Annotated in this window: 19 protein-coding genes and 1 pseudogene; 11 read left to right on the top strand and 9 right to left on the bottom strand. The window is 71.6% G+C overall.

The window, feature by feature from the left end:
* Nucleotides 1–50 precede the first annotated feature (50 nt).
* The 4 genes and pseudogenes from NRK68_RS01290 to NRK68_RS37080 all read right to left on the bottom strand — a co-directional run.
* Nucleotides 51–788, bottom strand: a complete 738-nt coding sequence (locus tag NRK68_RS01290; RefSeq protein ID WP_183066106.1) for a VOC family protein — start codon at nucleotides 786–788, stop codon at nucleotides 51–53.
* Between the two features lie 464 nt (nucleotides 789–1,252).
* Entirely contained in the window at nucleotides 1,253–2,809 is a 1,557-nt protein-coding gene (locus NRK68_RS01285) for a serine/threonine-protein kinase (protein ID WP_257854499.1), read from the bottom strand.
* A 255-nt stretch (nucleotides 2,810–3,064) separates the two neighbouring features.
* Complete coding sequence (locus NRK68_RS36885; RefSeq protein WP_373024365.1) at nucleotides 3,065–3,217, bottom strand: helix-turn-helix domain-containing protein; 153 nt, start codon at nucleotides 3,215–3,217, stop codon at nucleotides 3,065–3,067.
* Between the two features lie 67 nt (nucleotides 3,218–3,284).
* Nucleotides 3,285–3,809: pseudogene (locus NRK68_RS37080) on the bottom strand (TnsB C-terminal domain-containing protein); the annotation flags it as partial.
* A 69-nt stretch (nucleotides 3,810–3,878) separates the two neighbouring features.
* On the opposite strand from NRK68_RS37080, the gene NRK68_RS01275 reads away from it, so the two are divergent.
* Together NRK68_RS01275 and NRK68_RS01270 are read left to right on the top strand one after the other, a co-directional pair.
* Nucleotides 3,879–4,244 carry a DUF1398 family protein gene (locus NRK68_RS01275; RefSeq protein WP_257854497.1) on the top strand — a complete coding sequence of 122 codons (366 nt, stop codon included), beginning with the start codon at nucleotides 3,879–3,881 and terminating at the stop codon, nucleotides 4,242–4,244.
* Nucleotides 4,245–4,582: 338 nt separating this feature from the next.
* Nucleotides 4,583–7,393: a glycosyl hydrolase 2 galactose-binding domain-containing protein gene (locus tag NRK68_RS01270; protein WP_373023443.1), complete on the top strand. Its 2,811-nt coding sequence runs from the start codon at nucleotides 4,583–4,585 to the stop codon at nucleotides 7,391–7,393.
* A gap of 25 nt (nucleotides 7,394–7,418) precedes the next feature.
* Here the strand turns inward: NRK68_RS01270 and NRK68_RS01265 are convergent, their stop codons facing one another.
* Nucleotides 7,419–8,012 (bottom strand): NAD(P)H-dependent oxidoreductase, encoded by a 594-nt coding sequence (locus tag NRK68_RS01265; protein ID WP_183066108.1) that lies wholly within the window; start codon nucleotides 8,010–8,012, stop codon nucleotides 7,419–7,421.
* A gap of 78 nt (nucleotides 8,013–8,090) precedes the next feature.
* Nucleotides 8,091–8,597: a nuclear transport factor 2 family protein gene (locus NRK68_RS01260; RefSeq protein WP_183066109.1), complete on the bottom strand. Its 507-nt coding sequence runs from the start codon at nucleotides 8,595–8,597 to the stop codon at nucleotides 8,091–8,093.
* Nucleotides 8,598–8,830: 233 nt separating this feature from the next.
* Between NRK68_RS01260 and NRK68_RS01255 the strand changes: the two genes are divergently transcribed.
* The 3 genes from NRK68_RS01255 (at nucleotide 8,831) to NRK68_RS01245 (ending at nucleotide 11,305) form a co-directional block, all read left to right on the top strand.
* Entirely contained in the window at nucleotides 8,831–9,313 is a 483-nt protein-coding gene (locus NRK68_RS01255) for a barstar family protein (protein WP_220818774.1), read from the top strand.
* A 67-nt stretch (nucleotides 9,314–9,380) separates the two neighbouring features.
* Complete coding sequence (locus tag NRK68_RS01250; RefSeq protein ID WP_257854494.1) at nucleotides 9,381–10,250, top strand: NAD(P)H-binding protein; 870 nt, start codon at nucleotides 9,381–9,383, stop codon at nucleotides 10,248–10,250.
* Nucleotides 10,251–10,285: 35 nt separating this feature from the next.
* Nucleotides 10,286–11,305 carry an AraC family transcriptional regulator gene (locus NRK68_RS01245; protein ID WP_183066111.1) on the top strand — a complete coding sequence of 340 codons (1,020 nt, stop codon included), beginning with the start codon at nucleotides 10,286–10,288 and terminating at the stop codon, nucleotides 11,303–11,305.
* On the opposite strand, the gene NRK68_RS01240 is transcribed toward NRK68_RS01245, so the two are convergent.
* Entirely contained in the window at nucleotides 11,271–11,777 is a 507-nt protein-coding gene (locus tag NRK68_RS01240; RefSeq protein ID WP_373024363.1) for a GNAT family N-acetyltransferase, read from the bottom strand. The two genes, NRK68_RS01245 and NRK68_RS01240, sit on opposite strands and share 35 nt — an antisense overlap.
* Before the next feature lie 574 nt (nucleotides 11,778–12,351).
* Here NRK68_RS01240 and NRK68_RS01235 point away from each other — a divergent pair.
* From NRK68_RS01235 to NRK68_RS01220, 4 genes are all read left to right on the top strand, one after another.
* Complete coding sequence (locus tag NRK68_RS01235) at nucleotides 12,352–13,359, top strand: tryptophan 2,3-dioxygenase family protein (RefSeq protein ID WP_257854490.1); 1,008 nt, start codon at nucleotides 12,352–12,354, stop codon at nucleotides 13,357–13,359.
* Between the two features lie 56 nt (nucleotides 13,360–13,415).
* Nucleotides 13,416–13,613 (top strand): hypothetical protein, encoded by a 198-nt coding sequence (locus NRK68_RS01230; protein WP_046776818.1) that lies wholly within the window; start codon nucleotides 13,416–13,418, stop codon nucleotides 13,611–13,613.
* Nucleotides 13,614–13,696: 83 nt separating this feature from the next.
* Nucleotides 13,697–14,323, top strand: coding sequence for a hypothetical protein (locus NRK68_RS01225; protein WP_257854489.1), 627 nt, complete (start codon nucleotides 13,697–13,699; stop codon nucleotides 14,321–14,323).
* A 59-nt stretch (nucleotides 14,324–14,382) separates the two neighbouring features.
* Nucleotides 14,383–14,826 (top strand): MarR family winged helix-turn-helix transcriptional regulator, encoded by a 444-nt coding sequence (locus NRK68_RS01220; protein ID WP_257854487.1) that lies wholly within the window; start codon nucleotides 14,383–14,385, stop codon nucleotides 14,824–14,826.
* Here the strand turns inward: NRK68_RS01220 and NRK68_RS01215 are convergent.
* Complete coding sequence (locus tag NRK68_RS01215; RefSeq protein WP_257854485.1) at nucleotides 14,823–15,053, bottom strand: NUDIX domain-containing protein; 231 nt, start codon at nucleotides 15,051–15,053, stop codon at nucleotides 14,823–14,825. The genes NRK68_RS01220 and NRK68_RS01215 overlap by 4 nt on opposite strands.
* Nucleotides 15,054–15,261: 208 nt before the next feature.
* A complete protein-coding gene (locus tag NRK68_RS01210; RefSeq protein ID WP_183066115.1) occupies nucleotides 15,262–16,080 on the bottom strand; it encodes a YwqG family protein in 819 nt (272 codons plus the stop codon).
* A 107-nt stretch (nucleotides 16,081–16,187) separates the two neighbouring features.
* Here NRK68_RS01210 and NRK68_RS01205 point away from each other — a divergent pair, with 107 nt between their 5' ends.
* Nucleotides 16,188–17,117 (top strand): DUF6193 family natural product biosynthesis protein, encoded by a 930-nt coding sequence (locus tag NRK68_RS01205; RefSeq protein ID WP_257854484.1) that lies wholly within the window; start codon nucleotides 16,188–16,190, stop codon nucleotides 17,115–17,117.
* Nucleotides 17,118–17,277: 160 nt separating this feature from the next.
* Nucleotides 17,278–18,069: a polyphosphate kinase 2 gene (gene ppk2 / locus NRK68_RS01200; RefSeq protein WP_257857733.1), complete on the top strand. Its 792-nt coding sequence runs from the start codon at nucleotides 17,278–17,280 to the stop codon at nucleotides 18,067–18,069.
* The last annotated feature ends 21 nt before the right edge of the window (nucleotides 18,070–18,090 follow it).

Below are 18,090 nucleotides of genomic sequence, written 5' to 3'. Positions count from 1 at the left end.
GCCGCCCGAGCCGCGCGGGGGCGGGTCGGGCGGGCGGCCGTTGCGCAGGGTCAGCGAGGGGAGAGGAGGCAGAACTCGTTGCCCTCCGGGTCGGCCAGAATGCTCCAGGAGATCGCGGACTGGTCGATACCGGGGTCCGTGGCGCCCAGGGCGCGCAGCCGGGCCTCCTCCACTGCCGGGTCGTCGCCGCGGTAGGGACTGATGTCGAGGTGCACGCGGTTCCACCCGCTCTTGGTGTCGGGGGTGCGCACGAACTCCAGGTAGGGGCCGACGCCTTGGGCGGAACGCATGGTCGCCCCCTCGTCGGTGACCTCGTGGAGCTTCCAGTCCATCGCCTCGTCCCAGAACCGGGCCATCGCCCGCGGGTCGGAACAGTCGACCACCACCGCTGCGATCGGCCCGGTGTCCTCGTAGACCGGACGGGGTTCCAGGACGCAGAACTCGTTGCCCTCCGGGTCGGCCATGACCGTCCAGGGGACGTCGCCCTGCCCCACGTCGGCGAGCGTCGCGCCCAGCTCGCGCAGGCGCGCGACCAGCTCCGCCTGGTGGGCCGTGGAGGTGGTGGCCAGATCGAGGTGCACCCGGTTCTTCCCCGTCTTGGGTTCGGGGCGGGCGATGAGGTCGATGCAGACGGCGCTGGGGTGGGGGTAGGTGAAGCCCACGGGTTCGAGGTTCGTCACGCCGGGCCCCTCGCTGTCGATGCCCCACCCGAGTGCCTCGGCCCAGAACCGGCCGAGCGCGGAGTCGTCGTGGGCCTTCATGTTGATCTGCACGAGTCTCGTAGCCATGCCGAAGATCATAAAAGCTCCCGCAGGACAGGGCTACGGCTTGACGACATTAGACAACATGTTGTCGACTTGTCATCATGATGTCATGAATGACGTGGGTGATTGAGCGTCGGAGCCTTCGAGGGTCGATGTTGTCGATCTTCGGAGAGCTGTTGTGGCGGTCGAGTTCCTGACGGACGAGCAGGCTGTTATCTGGACCCTTCGCGCTTGACAGCCATGCTGAACTGGTCTTTTTGTCAGGTTCCGAAGCCGACTCCACGGATGGCCGAAGCCCCATGCACTCCGGCGTGAGTGGTCCTGTCGCTCCGGTCGGCGCGAGTCGATGTGGCGCAGGCTCCGCTGGTCAGGACCGTGGTGAGCCCCGGCCGGCTTCGCCTGATCCTTGGGTCCCGGGCTCCTGGCTGGTGGCACCAGCGGTGAGCCACAAGCCTGTCGCCGACGAGCGGGAGACCTCTGGTAGATCCCTAGCGTGGCCGTTGACGTCGCACGGCCAGGGTGGCGGAGAGCGCCGCTGTGACGGCGGCCAGGGGTAGGGCGCCCCGCAGGGCATGGCCGATCCCGTCGGAGAAAAGCATGGCTTCCGCGGCTTGCAGAGCCAAGCCGATGCCGCCTGCCGCGATCAGCCAACGTCCGGCTGTGTTCCGCGCGAACAGCAGCAGCACGCCGATGGCGAGCATGGCTGTCTCGACGCCGAACAGCGTCATCCGCACCATCCGTTCGTCGCTCGTCATCCGACCGATGTCGACGGCCTGGGCGGTCGCGAAGGGGATGACCTGAACCATGAGAAGGCATACCAACGCCGTCACAGCAGTCGCGGTTCTGGCAAGGGGCTTCTGGCTATTGGTCGGTGCCGTATCGGGGTGAGGGGGGACTTGACCCGCCACGGGTGTGTACCTCGCGATGGTTTTCCGCGCATGCGTCTGAACCGGTCGGGCACCCTGCGGCGGCGTTTTCTCGGCATCGACCGCCAGGGGCGGTGACGTCGGCAAAGCGACCTTGGGGAGATGGTTCAGCAGCGTCGCCTGGTGGGTGACGGTTTCCGCGGTGCGTTTGGCGAGCAGAGCGCGCATGGCGAGCGCGATGCGCCTCGGGGCGTCGCCGTAGACATGCCGGAGCGGAGTCGTGCCTGACATGGTGGGGGATGGAGTGGGCTCGCCTGTTGATGGCGTGGGCTGGGGTGCGTGGTCGAGTTGTCGCAGGGCCTGAGCGACGTCGACAGCGTTCGGGTACCGCTGGTCGGGGTCCTTGTGCAGCAGGCTGAGCACGAGGTCGTCCCAGGTAGATGGGATGCCCGCGGACACGGAGCTGGGGGCAGGCGGTTCCTGGGTGAGGTGGGCCGTGAGGTAGCCCAGGGTGTCGGGGGCCTGGAACGGCAGCTGGCCCGTGATCAGTTCGAAGAGAAGGCAGCCGAGCGCGTACAGGTCGCTGCGCGGTTCCGGGAAGCCGCGTGCTTGTTCGGGCGCCATGTAGGGGGGTGTCCCCACGATGAAGCCGGTCTGGGTGAGGCGGTCCGAAGTCGCGTAGGGGTCGGCCGCCCGCGCGATGCCGAAGTCGAGGACCTTCACTGTGCCGGTAGGCGTGATGAGGATGTTGGACGGCTTGATGTCTCGGTGCGTGATTCCGGCGCTGTGCGCGTCGGCAAGCGCGTCGCATATCTGCGCGCCCCATCGGGCAGCGTCCGGCAAGGTGACGACGTCCCGGCGTAGCTTCGCGTCCAGGCCCTCGCCTCGCACTCGCTCCATCACCAGGAACGGGGCCTTGGCGTCCCCTGTGCCGGTCTCGCCGAGGTCGTGGACGGTCACGATGTTGGGGTGCTGCAGCTGGGCGGTGATCTGTGCCTCGCGCAGGAACCTGGCGCGTGCCTCGTCACCGCGGCTTCCACCACCGGAGAGCAGGGAGATCACCTTGACTGCGACGGGCCGCCCCAGCGTCTCGTCCTGTGCCTCCCATACTTGCCCCATTCCGCCCTCGCCGAGCTGTTTAACCAACCGGTAACGGCTCCCAAGGAGCTGGTCTCGCACCGCTACGCCTCCCCCGTTTCGAACATTCCTGTCCCTCCTGTCAGCGAACCGGCACGATGGGGATCATGACGTGATCGCGAAGGCGATACGCCCGATACCAGAGACCCGCCGAATGCCAGGGATCTTCGCCAAGACTGCCACCCTGATCCGGATCAGCTTCCCATCCCAGACGGGTCCCCGGCTGCGGAATGGGGCTGTCGACTGCCGCTCGCGACAGGGCTTCCGCTCCGTCCGATGACCTCGACTTGCTGCGGGTCAGGAGCCAGGGTCATTGTGAGTCTCCGGACGGCGCGATGGCGAGAACATGTCCGCGAGGTAGCGGTGAAGCGAGGTCTTGGGGATTCCGGTCTTCGCCGCGAGCTGCCCGAGGCTGGTGCCTTGCTGCTTGAGGAGTCTGGCGTACTCGATCTTGTCGGCGGAGTGGGCGACGGGGCGGCCGATGCGTCGGCCGGCGGCTTCGGCGGCTCGCCGACGGCGCCTCCAGCGTCACCACCAAGCCCACCACGCACCGGCTGACCACATCGATCGCCACCGTCAAATACGGGCGGCCGATCGGCATCCTGTGCTGCTCGTCGACCACGATCACGTCCACCGGCGTGTGGTCGACCTGGACCTGCTCCAGCAGATCGACCACGGCAGGCGGCACACCCCCGGGTGGCTGCAACCGGCGGGCCGCCTCGCTCCCCTCCCGCGCGACCGTGGAAGAGACCGGCTCCAGCCGCGCGATCCGCCGCACCACCGACCCCCGCGACGGAACCCGCAGCCCACCAAGGCGGCACTGGCGTGCGATCTCCCGGTGAACGGCCGCCACACTCCGGCGCTGCCGCGTCAGGTACCACCTGCGCAGCACCTCGGCAACGATCGCCTCGACCTCATCCGGCAGCCGCCCACTCCCGCGGCCACCACTGGAACGGCCCGGCAGTAGATCCGAGACCACCCCCACACCCGCGCGCCACCGCCCCACCAGCACATACACCTGACGCCGGGATATTCCCAGCATCGCGGCGGCTCCATCCGCATCCGTCAGCCCCACCCTGGCCTTCTCGGCGAGAGGCCCGATCACCTCAGCATGCCGTACCGCGGCAACCCCTTCCCCTATCTCGCCGAGAGCCTGCGGCAGGCCGGTGTGAGCCACTGCCGTATGGCCGTGCCCAGCAACGCCTTCCTGTACCTGACCGGGCACGGGAACGTTGTCGTCCAAGGCGAGCCGCTCGTCACCGGCTTCGCCGTGGCACCGCCGTTCGACCGGGCCGGCCTGATCGCGGCGCTGCGGGCGGACCAGGCCGGGGAGACGACGTTCCCCGAGTTCGTCCGCGGCTGCTGGGCTGCGGGCATCGTCCGGTACGACGTCGACACCGCCGCCCGCACCTGCACCTACTACGGGGCGGACGGCGCGTCCTACACCGAGGACTATCCGGCCGTCGTGCTCCCCTGAGCGGGGCGCGGGCCCGGGGTGCGTGCTCGGGGGCCGCGGCGCGCGGGGCCGGGCGCGGGGCGCGGGGCGAGCGGTGTACCGGAAGCGGCACGGCGGGAGAGGGGCCGTCGGGACCAGGTTCGGCCGGAGAAGATTCGGCGGGGGAAGGTTCGGCGGGAGAAGCTTCGGCGCCCACGGGCTGTCGCCACCGCACGCGGCCGCGCCCGTGGCAGACTCGGTCACCTCCGGCCCGGCCGCCGCGCGGCGGGCGGGACGCCCACCCCGATGAGCAGCCCACGGATCAGCCGCGCCCGCCGCCGGCCGCGCCCGATTCCGGGCCCCGTCCCGCGGGAGGCCCCGTGCTCCGCCGCCTCGCCCACCCCTGCCGCCAACGCCCGCACCGCCCCCACGGCCCCCACCGCCGCCACCGCACGCGGGCCGTCGCCCTCGCCGTGGCCGGCCTGGCGCTCCTCCTCGCCGCGGGCACCTCCGGCGCGGCGACCCCCGCCGTACCCGCCCCCGGGTCGGCACCCCGTACGCCGTCGGCCACGGCGCCGACGACCGCCGTGCCCGACACGCCCGGCAGCGCGACCCCCCTCTCGGGCTACGCCGTGCAGTCCACCGCCAGGGTCACCGACACCGCCGAAGCCGTGTCCAGCCCCGGCTATCCGGCCACCGGCTGGTATTCCGCGGGCCCCCGGTCCACCGTCCTCGCCGCGCTGCTCGCCGCCGGCGTGTACCCGGACCCCTTCCACTCCACCCGGCAGAAGCTGATCCCCGCCGCGGACTTCACCGTGCCCTGGTGGTACCGCTCCGACTTCACCCTCGCCGACACGACGGCCCGTACCCACCTGGACCTCAGCGGCGTCATCTCCGCCGCCGACGTCTACGTCAACGGACACCGGATCGCCACCACCGGCACGGTCACCGGCGCCTACACCCGCCACGAGTTCGACGTCACCGCCCTCGTCCGGCCCGGAACCAATACCGTCGCCTTCCGGATCCAGCCCAACAATCCGCGCAAGCACCTCACCATGGGCTGGCTCGACTGGCTGCAACCGCCCCCGGACCAGAACATGGGCATCGTCCGCGACGTCACCGTCCGCCGCGCCGGACCGGTCGCCCTGCGCGACGCCCACGTGGTGACCACCCTCGCCATGCCGTCCATGGCGTCCGCCGACCTCACCGTCAAGGCCCGGCTGCGCAACGACTCCGACGCCACCGTCACCACGACCCTGTCCGGCACCGTCGGCGGCGCGCCCTTCGGCCGCAGTGTCACGCTCGCCCCCCACGAGACCCGGGCGGTGGCCTTCGCACCCGCCGAACATCCCGCGCTGCGGCTGGAATCGCCCCGCGTGTGGTGGCCGGCCCACATGGGCGGGCAGCCGATGTATGCGCTCGACCTCACGGCCACCGTGAACACCACCCCCTCCGACACCGCCCACCAGGCCTTCGGCATCCGCGACGTACGCGCACCCCTCAACGCGGACGGCGCCCGCCAGTACGAGATCAACGGCCGCCCCCTCCTCGTCAAGGGCGGCGGCTGGTCCCCCGACGCGTTCCTCCGCTGGGACCCGACCTACACCGAGGACCGCCTGAAGTACGCCCTCGACCTCGGCCTGAACACCCTGCGCCTGGAAGGACACATCGAGCCCGACGAGTTCTTCGACCTCGCCGACCGGCACGGCATCCTCACCCTCCCCGGCTGGGAGTGCTGCACCAAATGGGAGGGCGAGACCAACCGCTCCGGCTCCGGCGAACGGTGGACCACCGCCGACCACTCCGTGGCCCGGGCCTCGATGGCCGCCGAGGCCGCCCGGCTGCGCCACCACCCCAGCGTCATCTCCTTCCTGATCGGCAGTGACGCCGCGCCGAACGAGGAGATCGAGCGCGGCTACCTCGACGCGCTGAAAGCCGCCGACTGGACCGCCCCCGTGATCCCCGCCGCCTCCGACACCTCGTCACCGATCACCGGCCGCTCCGGCATGAAGATGACCGGACCGTACGACTGGGTCCCGCCGGGCTACTGGTACGACAAGCGCGAGGGAGGGGCCAGCGGTTTCAACTCCGAGACCAGCGCCGGCCCCGACATCCCGACCCTCGACACCCTGCGCCGCATGATGACCCCGGCCGAACTCGAAACGCTGTGGAAGGACCCGACCGCGCCCCAGTACCACCGCTCCCCGTCCGCCACCTTCGACACACTGGAGCTCTACGCCGCCGCCCTCACCGCCCGCTACGGAGCCCCTGCGAGCCTGGAGGACTACGTACGCAAGGCGCAGCTCGCCCAGTACGAGAACGTACGCGCACAGTTCGAGGCGTACGCCCGCAACGCCAAGGACCCCTCGGACCCGTCGACGGGCGTCGTCTACTGGATGTTCAACAGCGGCTGGACCTCGCTCCACTGGCAGCTCGTGGACCGCTACCTCGACCAGGGCGGCGCATACTTCGGCGCGAAGAAGGCGAACGAACCCCTGCACGTCCAGTACGGCTACGACGACCGCTCCGTGACGGTCGTCAACAACCGCCCCGCACCCGCCTCCGGACTGACCGCCCGGGTGACGCTCTTCGCCCCCGACGGCACACAGAAGTACGACCGCACGGCGACCGGCCTGAGCGTCGCCGGCGGCGGCGTGAGCAGCACCGTGCTCACGGTCCCAGAGTCGGTGCCGGGCCTGCCCACCACGTACCTGGCCAGGCTGCTGCTCACCGACGCCGCCGGACGGGAGGTGAGCCGCAACGTCTACTGGCTCTCCACCGAGGAGGACGTCCTCGACTACGAGCGCAGCGACTGGTACTACACGCCCACCACCTCCTACGCAGACCTGAGCGGGCTGAACGCGATGCCGCGGACGGCGGTCGCCGCCACGGCCTCCACGACGGCCGACGCCTCCACGACGGCCGAAGCCTCCGGCACGTCCACGACGACCGTGACCCTGCGCCACGCGGGCACCGGCGGCACCCCGGCCCTGCTGACGGACGTCCACCTGGTGGGGGAGCAGGGGACACCGGTGCTGCCCGTGCGGTGGACCGACAACCAGGTCAGCCTCTGGCCGGGGGAGTCGGTCACGCTGACGGCGACGTACCGGACCGCGGACCTGCACGGCAGCGCGCCCCGGCTGCGGATCTCCGGCTGGAACACGCCGACGTCGACGATCCCGGCGGCCTGACGGCGGCCCGGCCCCCGGCAGGGGGTCAGGACACCAGCGCGGCGGCCTCCCCCCGGGCCTGCAGAAGCCAGGCCCGGCGGGTCTCGTCGGTGGAGTCGGTGACGGTACGGAAGACCACCCGGCGCACGTCGGCGACTCCCACGTACGGCAGGACACAGGCGGCCCAGATCCGCTGGAGCGGGTCGCCGAACTCGCTCTCCTCACGCGCGCCCGGGGTGTCGGAGGTGTTCAGCACGAGGGCCCGGCCGGCCGACAGCAGCCCGGCGGGCTCGCCGTCGGCGGTACCCAGCTTGTAGGCCACGCCGGGTACGAGGACGCGCTGCACCCAGCCCGTCAGGACGGCCGGCGGCATGCCCCACCAGTTCGGGTGGACGAACACCAGAGCGTCGAGTCCGGCCACCTCCCGCCGGTGCAGAGCCACGTGCGGATCGTCCGCGCTCGCGGCCGCGGAGACGGTGCCCGTCTCCGCGGCGGACAGCAGGGGCGGAAAGCCTTCGGCGCACAGATCGTGCGCGACCACCCGGCACCCCCGCCCCTCCAACTCGTCCACGACGGCGTCGAACACCGCATGGTTGAAACTGCCCGCCCGCGGATGAGCGAGGTACACCCCGACACGCATGATCCGTTCCCCCCGGTCGACTTGAGCCGTGGCCCATTCCCCGGCCACCACCGACGGCCCATTGTGGCCCAGGTGGGCTCAGCCGACGGGCGGGGCCCAGTCGGCGGGGAGGCCCGACTGGCTGAGGACGGTGGCCAGGCTGTAGTGGTCCTTGTCGGAGGTGATCCGGCAGCGGTTCCTGTCGAGGTCGAGGACGGTCGTCATCGGAACGGCGAACGGCTTGGGCGCCCCCTTGAGGTGGCCGGAGTACACGGCCCGGACGGTGACGCGGTGCCCCTCGACGCGGGTGGTGCGGACGGTGACGTGGACGTTGTCGATGAGGGAGTCGGCGCGGGCCTTCCACCCGGAGATCTCCTTGCGGCCGCGGAAGGTGACGGCCACGGCCTCGTCGGTGTACGTGCCGTCGGCGGTGAACAGGGCGCCGAGGGCCCGGGGATCGGTGCCGTTCCAGGCGTCGGCCCAGGCGGTGACGATCCTCGGCGCAGGCCGGCCTGTGTCCTGCGCGGCATGGGCGGTGGAGGCGGTGGCGCAGAGCGCCGCGGCGGCGGTCAGCACGCCGACGGTACGGAGCTGGCGGGACGTCATGACGGGACTCCTTCGAGGAGGGGATGGTTGCGCGGAGGCGGGTGCCGGTCGAACGCGCCGGCGCGTTCGACCGGCACCCGTCACACAGTCCCGTCAAGCGCTGTCCACTCTCCAGCTCCCACCGCGCCGGAGACTGCCCACCACTGTCCACCCCCGTCCACACCGCCCCACGGGCCGGTTACGCTCCGGACTGCGCAGTTCGCCGCCGTCAACGGCGGTCCGAGGAAGAGGGGATGAGAGCCGTGGTGCACGACCCGCCCTGGCTGCACGTGATGGCGGCCGGGGGCGCGCTGCCCGTCGATCTTCTGCTGCCCACGACGGGCACGACGTACGTGGCGCGGGTCGACGGCCGGGAGATGGCCGACCTCGACGGGGTCTTCCAGAGCTTCTACGACGGACTGCGGCTGCCCGACTACTTCGGGTGGAACTGGAACGCCCTGCACGACTGCCTGCGCGACCTGCACTGGCTGCCCGCGGACCACCGCGTACTGATCGTGGAGGCCGCCGACGAGGCACTCCCGGACGATCCCGACGAGCGGCTGGTGCTCTTCAGGGCCCTGCTGCGCGCCGGGAGGCGCTGGTCGTACACGCGCAAGCCCGACGGTGTCGTGCTCGGCAGGCTCGTGCTGGTCCTGTACTGCGACGCCGGAACCGTGCCGGCTTTCCGGGAACAGCTGGAGTCGTGCTGGGCAGAGGTGACCGCGTCGCCCTCGTAGACGCTCGCGTATGCAGATGAGCGTTTCGGCTATGTCGCGTCTCGGGCCGTTCGACTTGACTGAGGTCATGACCAACACGACGAACACGACGAACGCGACGAACACGACGAAGAGCGACACCCAGGCCCTCACCCTCGTCATCGGGGGGAACGGCAAGACCGGCCGCAAGGTCGCCGAGAAGTTGACGGCCCAGGGCCGGCCCGTCCGGGTCGGGTCCCGCAGCGGGACGCCTGCCTTCGACTGGAACGAGCCCACCACCTGGCTCCCGGCGCTGGAAGGCGTCGACCGGGTGTACGTGACCTACTACCCCGACCTCGCCTTCCCCGGCGCCCCGGAGCAGGTGGGCGCCTTCGCCGAGGCCGCGGTCGCCGCCGGGGCACGCCGCCTCGTGCTGCTGTCCGGGCGGGGAGAGGAGGCCGCGCAGCTCAGCGAGGAGAAGCTGAAGGCGTCCGGGGCCGACTGGACGGTCGTCCGGGCCAGTTGGTTCAACCAGAACTTCGACGAGAGCTTCTTCCTGGAGCCGGTACTGGCCGGGGTGATCGCCCTGCCGACCGCGGACGGGGTCGAGGCGTTCGTCGACACCGAGGACATCGCCGACGTGGTGGTGGCCGCGCTGACCGACGACCGGCACATCGGCAGGACGTACGAGCTGTCGGGCCCCCGGCTCATGAGCTTCGCCGACGTCGCGGCCGAGCTGTCGGAGGTCACCGGCCGGGAAATCGTCTACGTACCGGTCACGGACGAGGCCTACCGCGCGGAACTGCGGGAGCACGGTGTCCCGGAGGACTTCGCCGAGTTGTTCAACCTGATCGTGGACGGGCGCAACGCGCACCTCGTCCACGGGGTCGAGGAGGTCCTGGGCCGCACGCCCAGGGACTTCGCGGACTTCGCCCGCGAGGCGGCGGCCACCGGCGTCTGGGACGTCCCTTCCGCCTGACCGGCCCGGAGCGCCGCGGTGGGGAAGATGTACCCATGGACATGTTGACCGGCCTGCTCGAAGGCCCCCAGGCCCGGGGGGCCTTCCTGCTCAAGTCCGTCCTCAACCCGCCGTGGGCCATGCGGATCGAGGACCGCGCTCCGCTGTCGATCGCGACGATGGTGCGCGGTTCCGCGTGGCTGCTGCCCGACGGGGGAGAGCCGGTACTGGTAGCCCCGGGCGACGTGGCGTTGGTGCGCGGGCCCGACCCGTACACGGTGGCCGACTCCCCGGACACACCGGTGACGGTGACGGTGGGAGCGGACCAGCGGTGCAACACACCGGAGGGGGAGGACGTCACGGACTCCATGGCGCTGGGTGTGCGGACGTGGGGAGCCGCCCACCAGCACCCCGGTTCGGCGGTGATGCTCAGCGGCACCTATCAGGCGCCGAGCGAGATCGGCCGCCGACTGCTGGGGGCACTGCCGAAGATCCTGGTCAGGCCGGCGAAGGCCGCGGACGCGACGCTGATCGAGCTGCTCGCCTCCGAGATCTCCAGCGAGGAGCCGGGCCAGGAGGTGGTGCTGGACCGGCTGTTGGACCTGTTGCTGATCGGGGTCCTGCGGGCGTGGCCGTCGGCGGCCGGTTCGAGCGCGCCCGCCTGGTTCCGCGCCCAGAGCGATCCGGTGGTCGGCCCGGCGCTGCGGCTGCTGCACGAGAGCCCGGCGCATGCGTGGACCGTGGCGGAACTGGCCGTACGGGTCGGGGTGTCACGGGCTTCGCTGGCCCGCCGGTTCAGGGAGGTGATGGGGGAGCCGCCCGTCGGCTATCTGACGGGCTGGCGGCTCGCGCTGGCGGCGGACATGCTGCGCGAGCCGGACGCCACGGTGGAGAGGGTGGCCCGCCGGGTCGGCTACGGGAGCGCGTTCGCCCTGTCGGCGGCCTTCAAACGGGTCCGGGGGATGAGCCCCCAGGCCTTCCGTGCGGGCGGGTCCGGGCCCGAGGCGGGGCTGGCGCCGGGGCCCGGGGGAACGGTGGTCCTCAGCCCGCCGGAGGTGCGGCCGGGCCGAGGGTGAGTACGCCCACGCGTTCGTCACCGCTGAGTTCGCCGGTGGGGGTGAACCCGAGTCCCAGGTAGAAGGGTTCGGGGCTGCCGGGGCCGAGGTGCCAGCTGACGTGGACCGCCGAGTGGGTGCCGCGGCGGCGGATCTCGTCGATGACGGAGTGCACGGCGAAGCGGCCGTAGCCCTTGCCCTGTCGGCCGGCGTCGATGTTGAGGCGCCAGATGCCGCTGCGCCGGTCGGCCGGGTCGGTCGCCGGGTCCCAGACGATGTCGTGGAAGGCCATCACGAAGCCGACGACATTGTCTCCGTCGACGACGGCACGCGGCCAGGCACAGGTGGGGTGGACGTAGGCCTCGGCGAGGGACTTCACGACGGGGGAGACCAAGTGCGCCTGATCGGGGCGCACTTGAACGGCACACACCGCGTCGAAGTTGTCGGCGCTGACGGGTTCCAGTCGCAGGGTCCGCTGCGGCGGGACGATCATGGCGGGCATGACGTCATCCTAAGGGCTGTCCCGTAATCCCCGGTGGGTCAGCGCGCGGCGTCAGATGCGGTGCATCGCAAGGCGGAGGGGCGTCCTCATGCTGGGCGTATTCGGGCGTTCCGACAACGCAGCGAGGTGCCGTAGCCGTCGTCGTGCGCCCGCCGGGGAATACGGGACAGCCCTTAGCGTCACCCGCCGCCGCCCCCGCCCAGGAGGCCCTTCGGAGGGGTGCTGCTCCCGCCGCTGTCAAGACACGAATGTCCGAGACATGACCGGCGGCCCCGCGGTCCTGTCTGGTGGAGGCCAGCGCCGCCGCACAACGGCACGGGAGAGGTGAGTGGCGATGACTCCTCAGGACGAGCGGTATGCGTCGGCCCTACGGGCGCCAAGACGCTGGGTGGCCGCCGACCGCGTACCGGTGGAATCCGACGGCCTCGCCCTGGCCCGGTCCGTCAACGACCACGTGCGACGGACGGGAAAACACTTCCTGCCGGAACACATGCTGATACGGCTGAGGGAAATCCGTGACCGGGATACGGTGGACCTCCCGCTCCTCCATGCTTTTCTCGACTGTGTGCTGGACAAACACGAGAACCGCTTCTGGAATCGTACGTACCTTTCGCTGCCGGTTCTGGAGCTGCTCCTGGACGGGCGGAATGCAGTACGGAGCGCGGAGCGGATGGCCACCCTGCTCATGGCCGATGTCGTGCGGTTCGAGGCCGGGGCCGCGACCGGGTCGCGGGAGGGCCCCGGCCGGGGCCGGCCGGACCCGGCAACGGTCCGGACGCGGCTGCGGCACGCCCTGAGGTTCGTGGCCGCGGGCCTCGGCGGGCCGGAGGCAGAAGACCTGCCGTCACGCCTGGACGGGATTCCCGGGTCCCGGCTGCGGGAACTCGCCGACCGCCTGCCCGGACCCCCGGCCACGGGAGGCTGGGCGTGGTTCGACGTCACCGTCCAGCCGGTCTACGTACTCCACGACGAATACTTCTTCATCCGTATCCTCCAGGCCCATGAAATGCTCTTCACGGCGATGGCGAACCATGTGAAATCGGCTGTTCGTGCATTGCGGGCGGGATCTCCCGGAGAAAGTGCCGAGAGAATAGACGACGCGGCGGCGATCTTCGAGCGGGCCGCCGGACTGTTCCGCACGGTCGCCACGATGCGCGCGGAACACTTCTCCGCCTTCCGCCACTACACCCAGGGCGCCAGCGCCATCCAGTCCGAGCAGTACAAACGCTTCGAGAGCCTCTGCGGAGTGCCGCCGGACCCGCGGCTGCACTCGGCCGCCTTCACGAGCGTGCCCGCCGTACGGGCCGAGGCGCGGGCCGCCGGACACGACACCGTCACCCGCGCCTACCTCGACCTCCGCCGCGGAGGAGGGCCCGACCGGGCGGAGTGGGACCGCCTCGACACCGCGCTCGGCCGACTGGAGGGCCGGCACCAGCGGTGGAAGTCGGCCCATCGCGGCCTGGCGGCGCGGATGCTCGGCGACGCGCACGGATCCGGGTACACCGACGGCGTCCCGTACCTGACCGGAGTCCTGGAGAACCGGCTGTTCTGGCAGCTGCCCGCGAGCCGCTGACCGGCGTGGACCTTCCGCCGGGTGACATCCCCGGGACGTCGTGCGTTGGTGTGGGCATGGACATGGACGACGTGGTGGACCTGCTGGACGCACTGCTCGACGGGGTCACCGAGCCCCGCCTGAAGCTGATCAGCGCGGACGAGGCGCGGGCGCTGATGGTGCTCCTGGGAGTGCTGGAAGGTGACGGGCAGCCGGAGGAGATCCGCCGCGCGGCCGGCGACATGCGCTACCGGATCAGCACCCGCCTGGCCTGACACCCAGGCCGCCCCGGCTCGCGTCCCCTGGGCTCCGGTGGGCCGGTACCGATGGCAATCCGGCCGTCGGGCAGACTGGCGAGGTGATCATTCTGCAGCCGGTCCTGGAGGTCGGGCAGTGCCGCGGCTTCACCCTCTGGCCGGTGGCCGAGGCGGAGCCGTACGACTTCCTGCCGCTCAGCGGCGCGCTGTCCCCGGCGGAGGTGGGGACAGCGGTCATGGCGATCGCCGCGTGCAACGACTGCGAGCCCGACGACGGACGCCCACCGCGGCCCGCCGACCCGCTCGGAGCCTTCCTGCACGGCCTGCTCACCATGGACGACCTGTTCGCATCCGGCGGGCTTCGGGTCACCGACTCGGTGCACGGCACGACGCTCGTGCCGGGCTGCTGCAACGGCATCGACGAGCGCTCCGACTGGGCCGTCGTCGTCGACGGCTCCGGCTCGGCCTCCTTCGGCCACGACCCGTCACCGTTCGCCGAACGCCTCGACGGGCGCGTGCGGTTGACCGTGGACGCGGAGCGGGACGACAGTCCGGTGATCGAGCTGCCGGTGACGGAGCTGCGCCGGCAGCTCTCCCACGCGGAGCGTGACCTCGCGGACTTCATGCGCCTGGTCGGGCCGTGGGCGTCCCGTCACATCCCCGACCACGCCGAGGCCACCACCGCGGCCGTGGCCCGCGCCCTGGCCGTACCGGCGCCGGTAGGATGACAACAGGTTTCCGAACTGTCATCGTGCTGTCGTTCGAGTGATCCGAAGGGGGGTGTGGCATGTCCGAAGAGCTGGCGCTGCTGGTCGCGGACGTGTACGAGGCAGCCGGGCTGCTCCGCAGGATGGGGGAGGGCGTCGCAGCGGCCGAGGGGCAGACCCAGGCCCGTTGGCAACTGCTCAGCGTGGTCTCCGAGGAGCCGCTGACCGTCGCCCGCGCCGCCCGCCGCCTCGGGATCGCCCGCCAGGGAGTGCAGCGGGTCGCCAACGACCTCGTCCGCGAGGGTCTCGCGGACTTCCACCCGAACCCGGACCACCGCGGATCACCGCTCCTGACCCTCACCCCGCTCGGACGCACCACCCTGGAGCGGATCACCACCCGCGCCGGCGCGATCCATCAGGTCCTGACCGCCGACATCCCCGCGGCCGACATCGCCGCCGCGCGCAACCTCCTGCGCCGCCTGATCGGCGAGGTGCGCAGCTACGAGGACCAGCCGACGGCTTAGCCTGTCGCGGGGCGCTCGGCCCCCAGGACCGTCTCGTCGGCCTTGACATGGCCGCCCACGATGTCCCAGCAGTCGGGGAAGAGCCGCCGGTCCGTGCTCCGCTTCTGTGCGAAGGCCGCGCCGTCACCGTTGAGGATGACGGCGCCGACCGTCCAGGCCTCGCCCGCCGCGGGAACGGGCACCTCGACATCGTCGTCGACCTCGAATGACGGGCTGTGAGCAGACATGGCCGCCAGCCTAAGGCGGTGCGCCGGCGGGCGGCGGTCGTCACCCTGGCAGGATGCGATCTTCATGGTTCGGCGGGTGGGTTCGGGGAAACGGCGTGTGCGGCGGCTTCGTACGGGGAGCGGCGCTGCTCCCTCTCGGCCGCGCACGTCCGCGCGGTAGCCCCGACGGGACAACGACCCGCGGGCACATGGGGTCGACGCCCCGGGCTCAGGCGCAGTCGTAGCGTTCCTCGACCGGGCGCCCGGGGCAGCTCCGGCACTCGAAGAGGTAGACCCCGCCCGCGTCACCGAGCATCAGGCCCGTGTCCTCGTAGCGGACACCCTGGTCCTCGACGGGGGTCCACGTCCGCCGGGACTCCGCGTCGGCCTCCCAGCTCTCCACCGTCAGCAGGTGGGCCATCCGCTCACCGCACACGGAGCAGTCCGGCCACTGCGGATCCTGGCACCAGCCGGGGTACCCGCCCAGTTTGGTCCCCGGAGCGGTGGACAGGTGGTAGTGGTAGTCCCAGCCGGTCTCCGCCTCCACCTGCTCGAAGCGCGACTCCAGGGTGTCCCACAGCTTGTCGGGCAGGTCCCAGCTGGGGTACTCCGTGACCAGCTCCGGGTGGACGACGCAGGGCCTCGGCACATGGCCGTACACGTCCGCGGCGGGAACCCCCGGTGCTTCGCGAACGTTCGTGACGGCCGCCGCGTCCCGCCAGCGCACCTCCGGGACCACCCAGCATCCGTCGTGCGACTGCGGACACCACAGCACTTGCAGGAGGTCACAGCCGGTCGGGAACGGTACGAGGCCCAGGGCGTCGGCGGCGTGGACCTGCACGACCGGCACCATCGCGGACTCGCGGTGCTCCGGGCACACCGGCCACGGCTCCTCCTGCGGCCACAGCAGCGGACCGCCCACCGAACTGTCCCGGTACGTCGGGCTCCCCGCACGCGGATGCAGCCGGACCGCCTGCCGCCGGAACGGGGCGACTTCGGGGAACAACTGCTCGACGTCCAGGGGCCGGGGTGGCGTACGGCGGGTCATGGCCCACAGGCTACGCGCCCGGTCACCGCAGGTGCGGGCCCGCGGTTCCCGGCCGCGGTTCCCGGCCGCCGTTCCGCGCCTCGGTTCCGGGACTGCACACTGCGGGGGTGAACTCCCGCTCCGGCTCGTATCCCGTCCTTTATCCCGACCTGGTCGCCGCGGGTGGTCTCGCGTCCGCCCTGGAGCGCCTCGCCTCCGAACTCGGTGCCGAGATCACCGTGGTGCCCGGCGACTGGGGGCCCCTGACATCGGCCGGCATCGCCGCCCCGCATCCCGGGCGGAGGCCGCTGTCCGTGCGGGCCGGGGCCGACCGGCGCCGGTTCGCCGTAGCCGGCTGGAGCGCGGGGGTCGAACTGGTCACGGGAGAGACCCCGGACCTCCGCGACGTCGTGCGCGCCGGCGTGGCGTGGGGGGCGGGGAAGGGCCTCGCCGAGCTGACCGCCCTGCTGCCGTTCCTGCACGTGGGTGAACTCGCCGAGGCCCATGAACGCGGGCCGGCGGCGGTGGTGGACGTGCAGTGGCGGCGGATCCGCGAACAGGCCGCCGTCGAGCCGCAGTTCCCGGAGTTCGGCCTGCTCGTCGAGGCGGCGTACGCGGAGCCGCGGTTGCGGCAGCTGTACCCCTTCTCCAGCCACTGGACGCTCGGCTTCAACGCCCACACCGGCTCGCCCTGCCCTCCCGTGATCGCGGTCGCCCCGGCGCACGACGGGCACCCCTACCGCGTCCGGGATTCCCCCCACGGCGACTGCCTCGGTGAAGCCGCCACGGCAGCGAAGGCTGTGGCCCTCCTGCCGCCGGCACCGGGCCGCCGTCGCCGGCGCCGCGGAGTGATCCGAGCCGGCTGCCGCGGCGTCGCTCGCGCGAGCTGCTGGCGGAGACGTGCGTCCGGCTGCCGTTCCCGGCCCACCCCGACGGGGAGGAGGGACAAGGGATCCGGTGGCTCCCGGGCCCGGACGTCCTCGTGCGTGACGACGGAGGGGCGGGCCTCCTGGCCGGCAGCCGGACGGCGCCGGCCCCGGACCGGCTGCGCGAGCTGATCGGCGGCGACTGGCTCGACGGACAGCGCTCCGGCGGATGGCCGCCGACACGCCCGAGCCGGGGCGGCGTCGTTGCGCTCGGATGCCCGCCGTGACTGACTTGACCGACTTGATCGACAGGACGCACCGGAACACGGACCACGACGGGGAGGCGGACACCATGGGTCTCAAGAGGGCGCTCTACGAGCAGGAGCTGCTGCGGCTGCAGACGGAGCTGGTCAAGCTCCAGGAATGGGTCCGTACGGAGGGCGCCCGACTCGTCGTCGTCTTCGAGGGCCGCGACGCGGCGGGCAAAGGCGGAACGATCAAGCGGGTCGCCGAGCACCTCAACCCCCGTATCGCCCGCATCGCCGCCCTGCCGAAGCCGACGGAGCGCGAACGCGGCCAGTGGTACTTCCAGCGCTACGTGGAGCACCTGCCGGCCGCCGGCGAGATCGTGCTCTTCGACCGCAGCTGGTACAACCGCGCCGGAGTGGAGCACGTGATGGGCTTCTGCACCCCCGCGGAGCACCAGCGCTTCCTGCGCCAGTGCCCCGTCTTCGAGCGCATGCTGGTGGAGGACGGGATCCTGCTCCGCAAGTACTGGTTCTCCGTCAGCGACGCCGTCCAGGAGGAACGCTTCCGCCGCCGGACCGAGGACCCGCTCCGGCGCTGGAAGCTCTCCCCGATGGACCTGGAGTCCCTCACCCGCTGGGAGGCGTACTCCCGGGCGAAGGACGAGATGCTCGTCCACACGGACACGGAGGACTGCCCCTGGTACGTGGTCGAGAGCGACGACAAACGCAGCGCGCGGCTGAACATGATCGCCCACCTGCTGTCCTCGGTCCCGTACGAGGACGTTGCCCTGCCGTCGATCAGCCTCCCGCCGCGCCCCGCGTCGACGGGCTACGTGCGCCCGCCCAAGGACCTCCAGCACGCCGTCCCCGACCACGCCGCCACCCTCACCGACTGACGACCCCTCCCACCCACCCAA

The organism is Streptomyces yangpuensis (assembly GCF_024666385.1).
Lineage (GTDB): Bacteria > Actinomycetota > Actinomycetes > Streptomycetales > Streptomycetaceae > Streptomyces > Streptomyces yangpuensis.
This window is presented reverse-complemented; position numbering and strand designations above follow the sequence as displayed.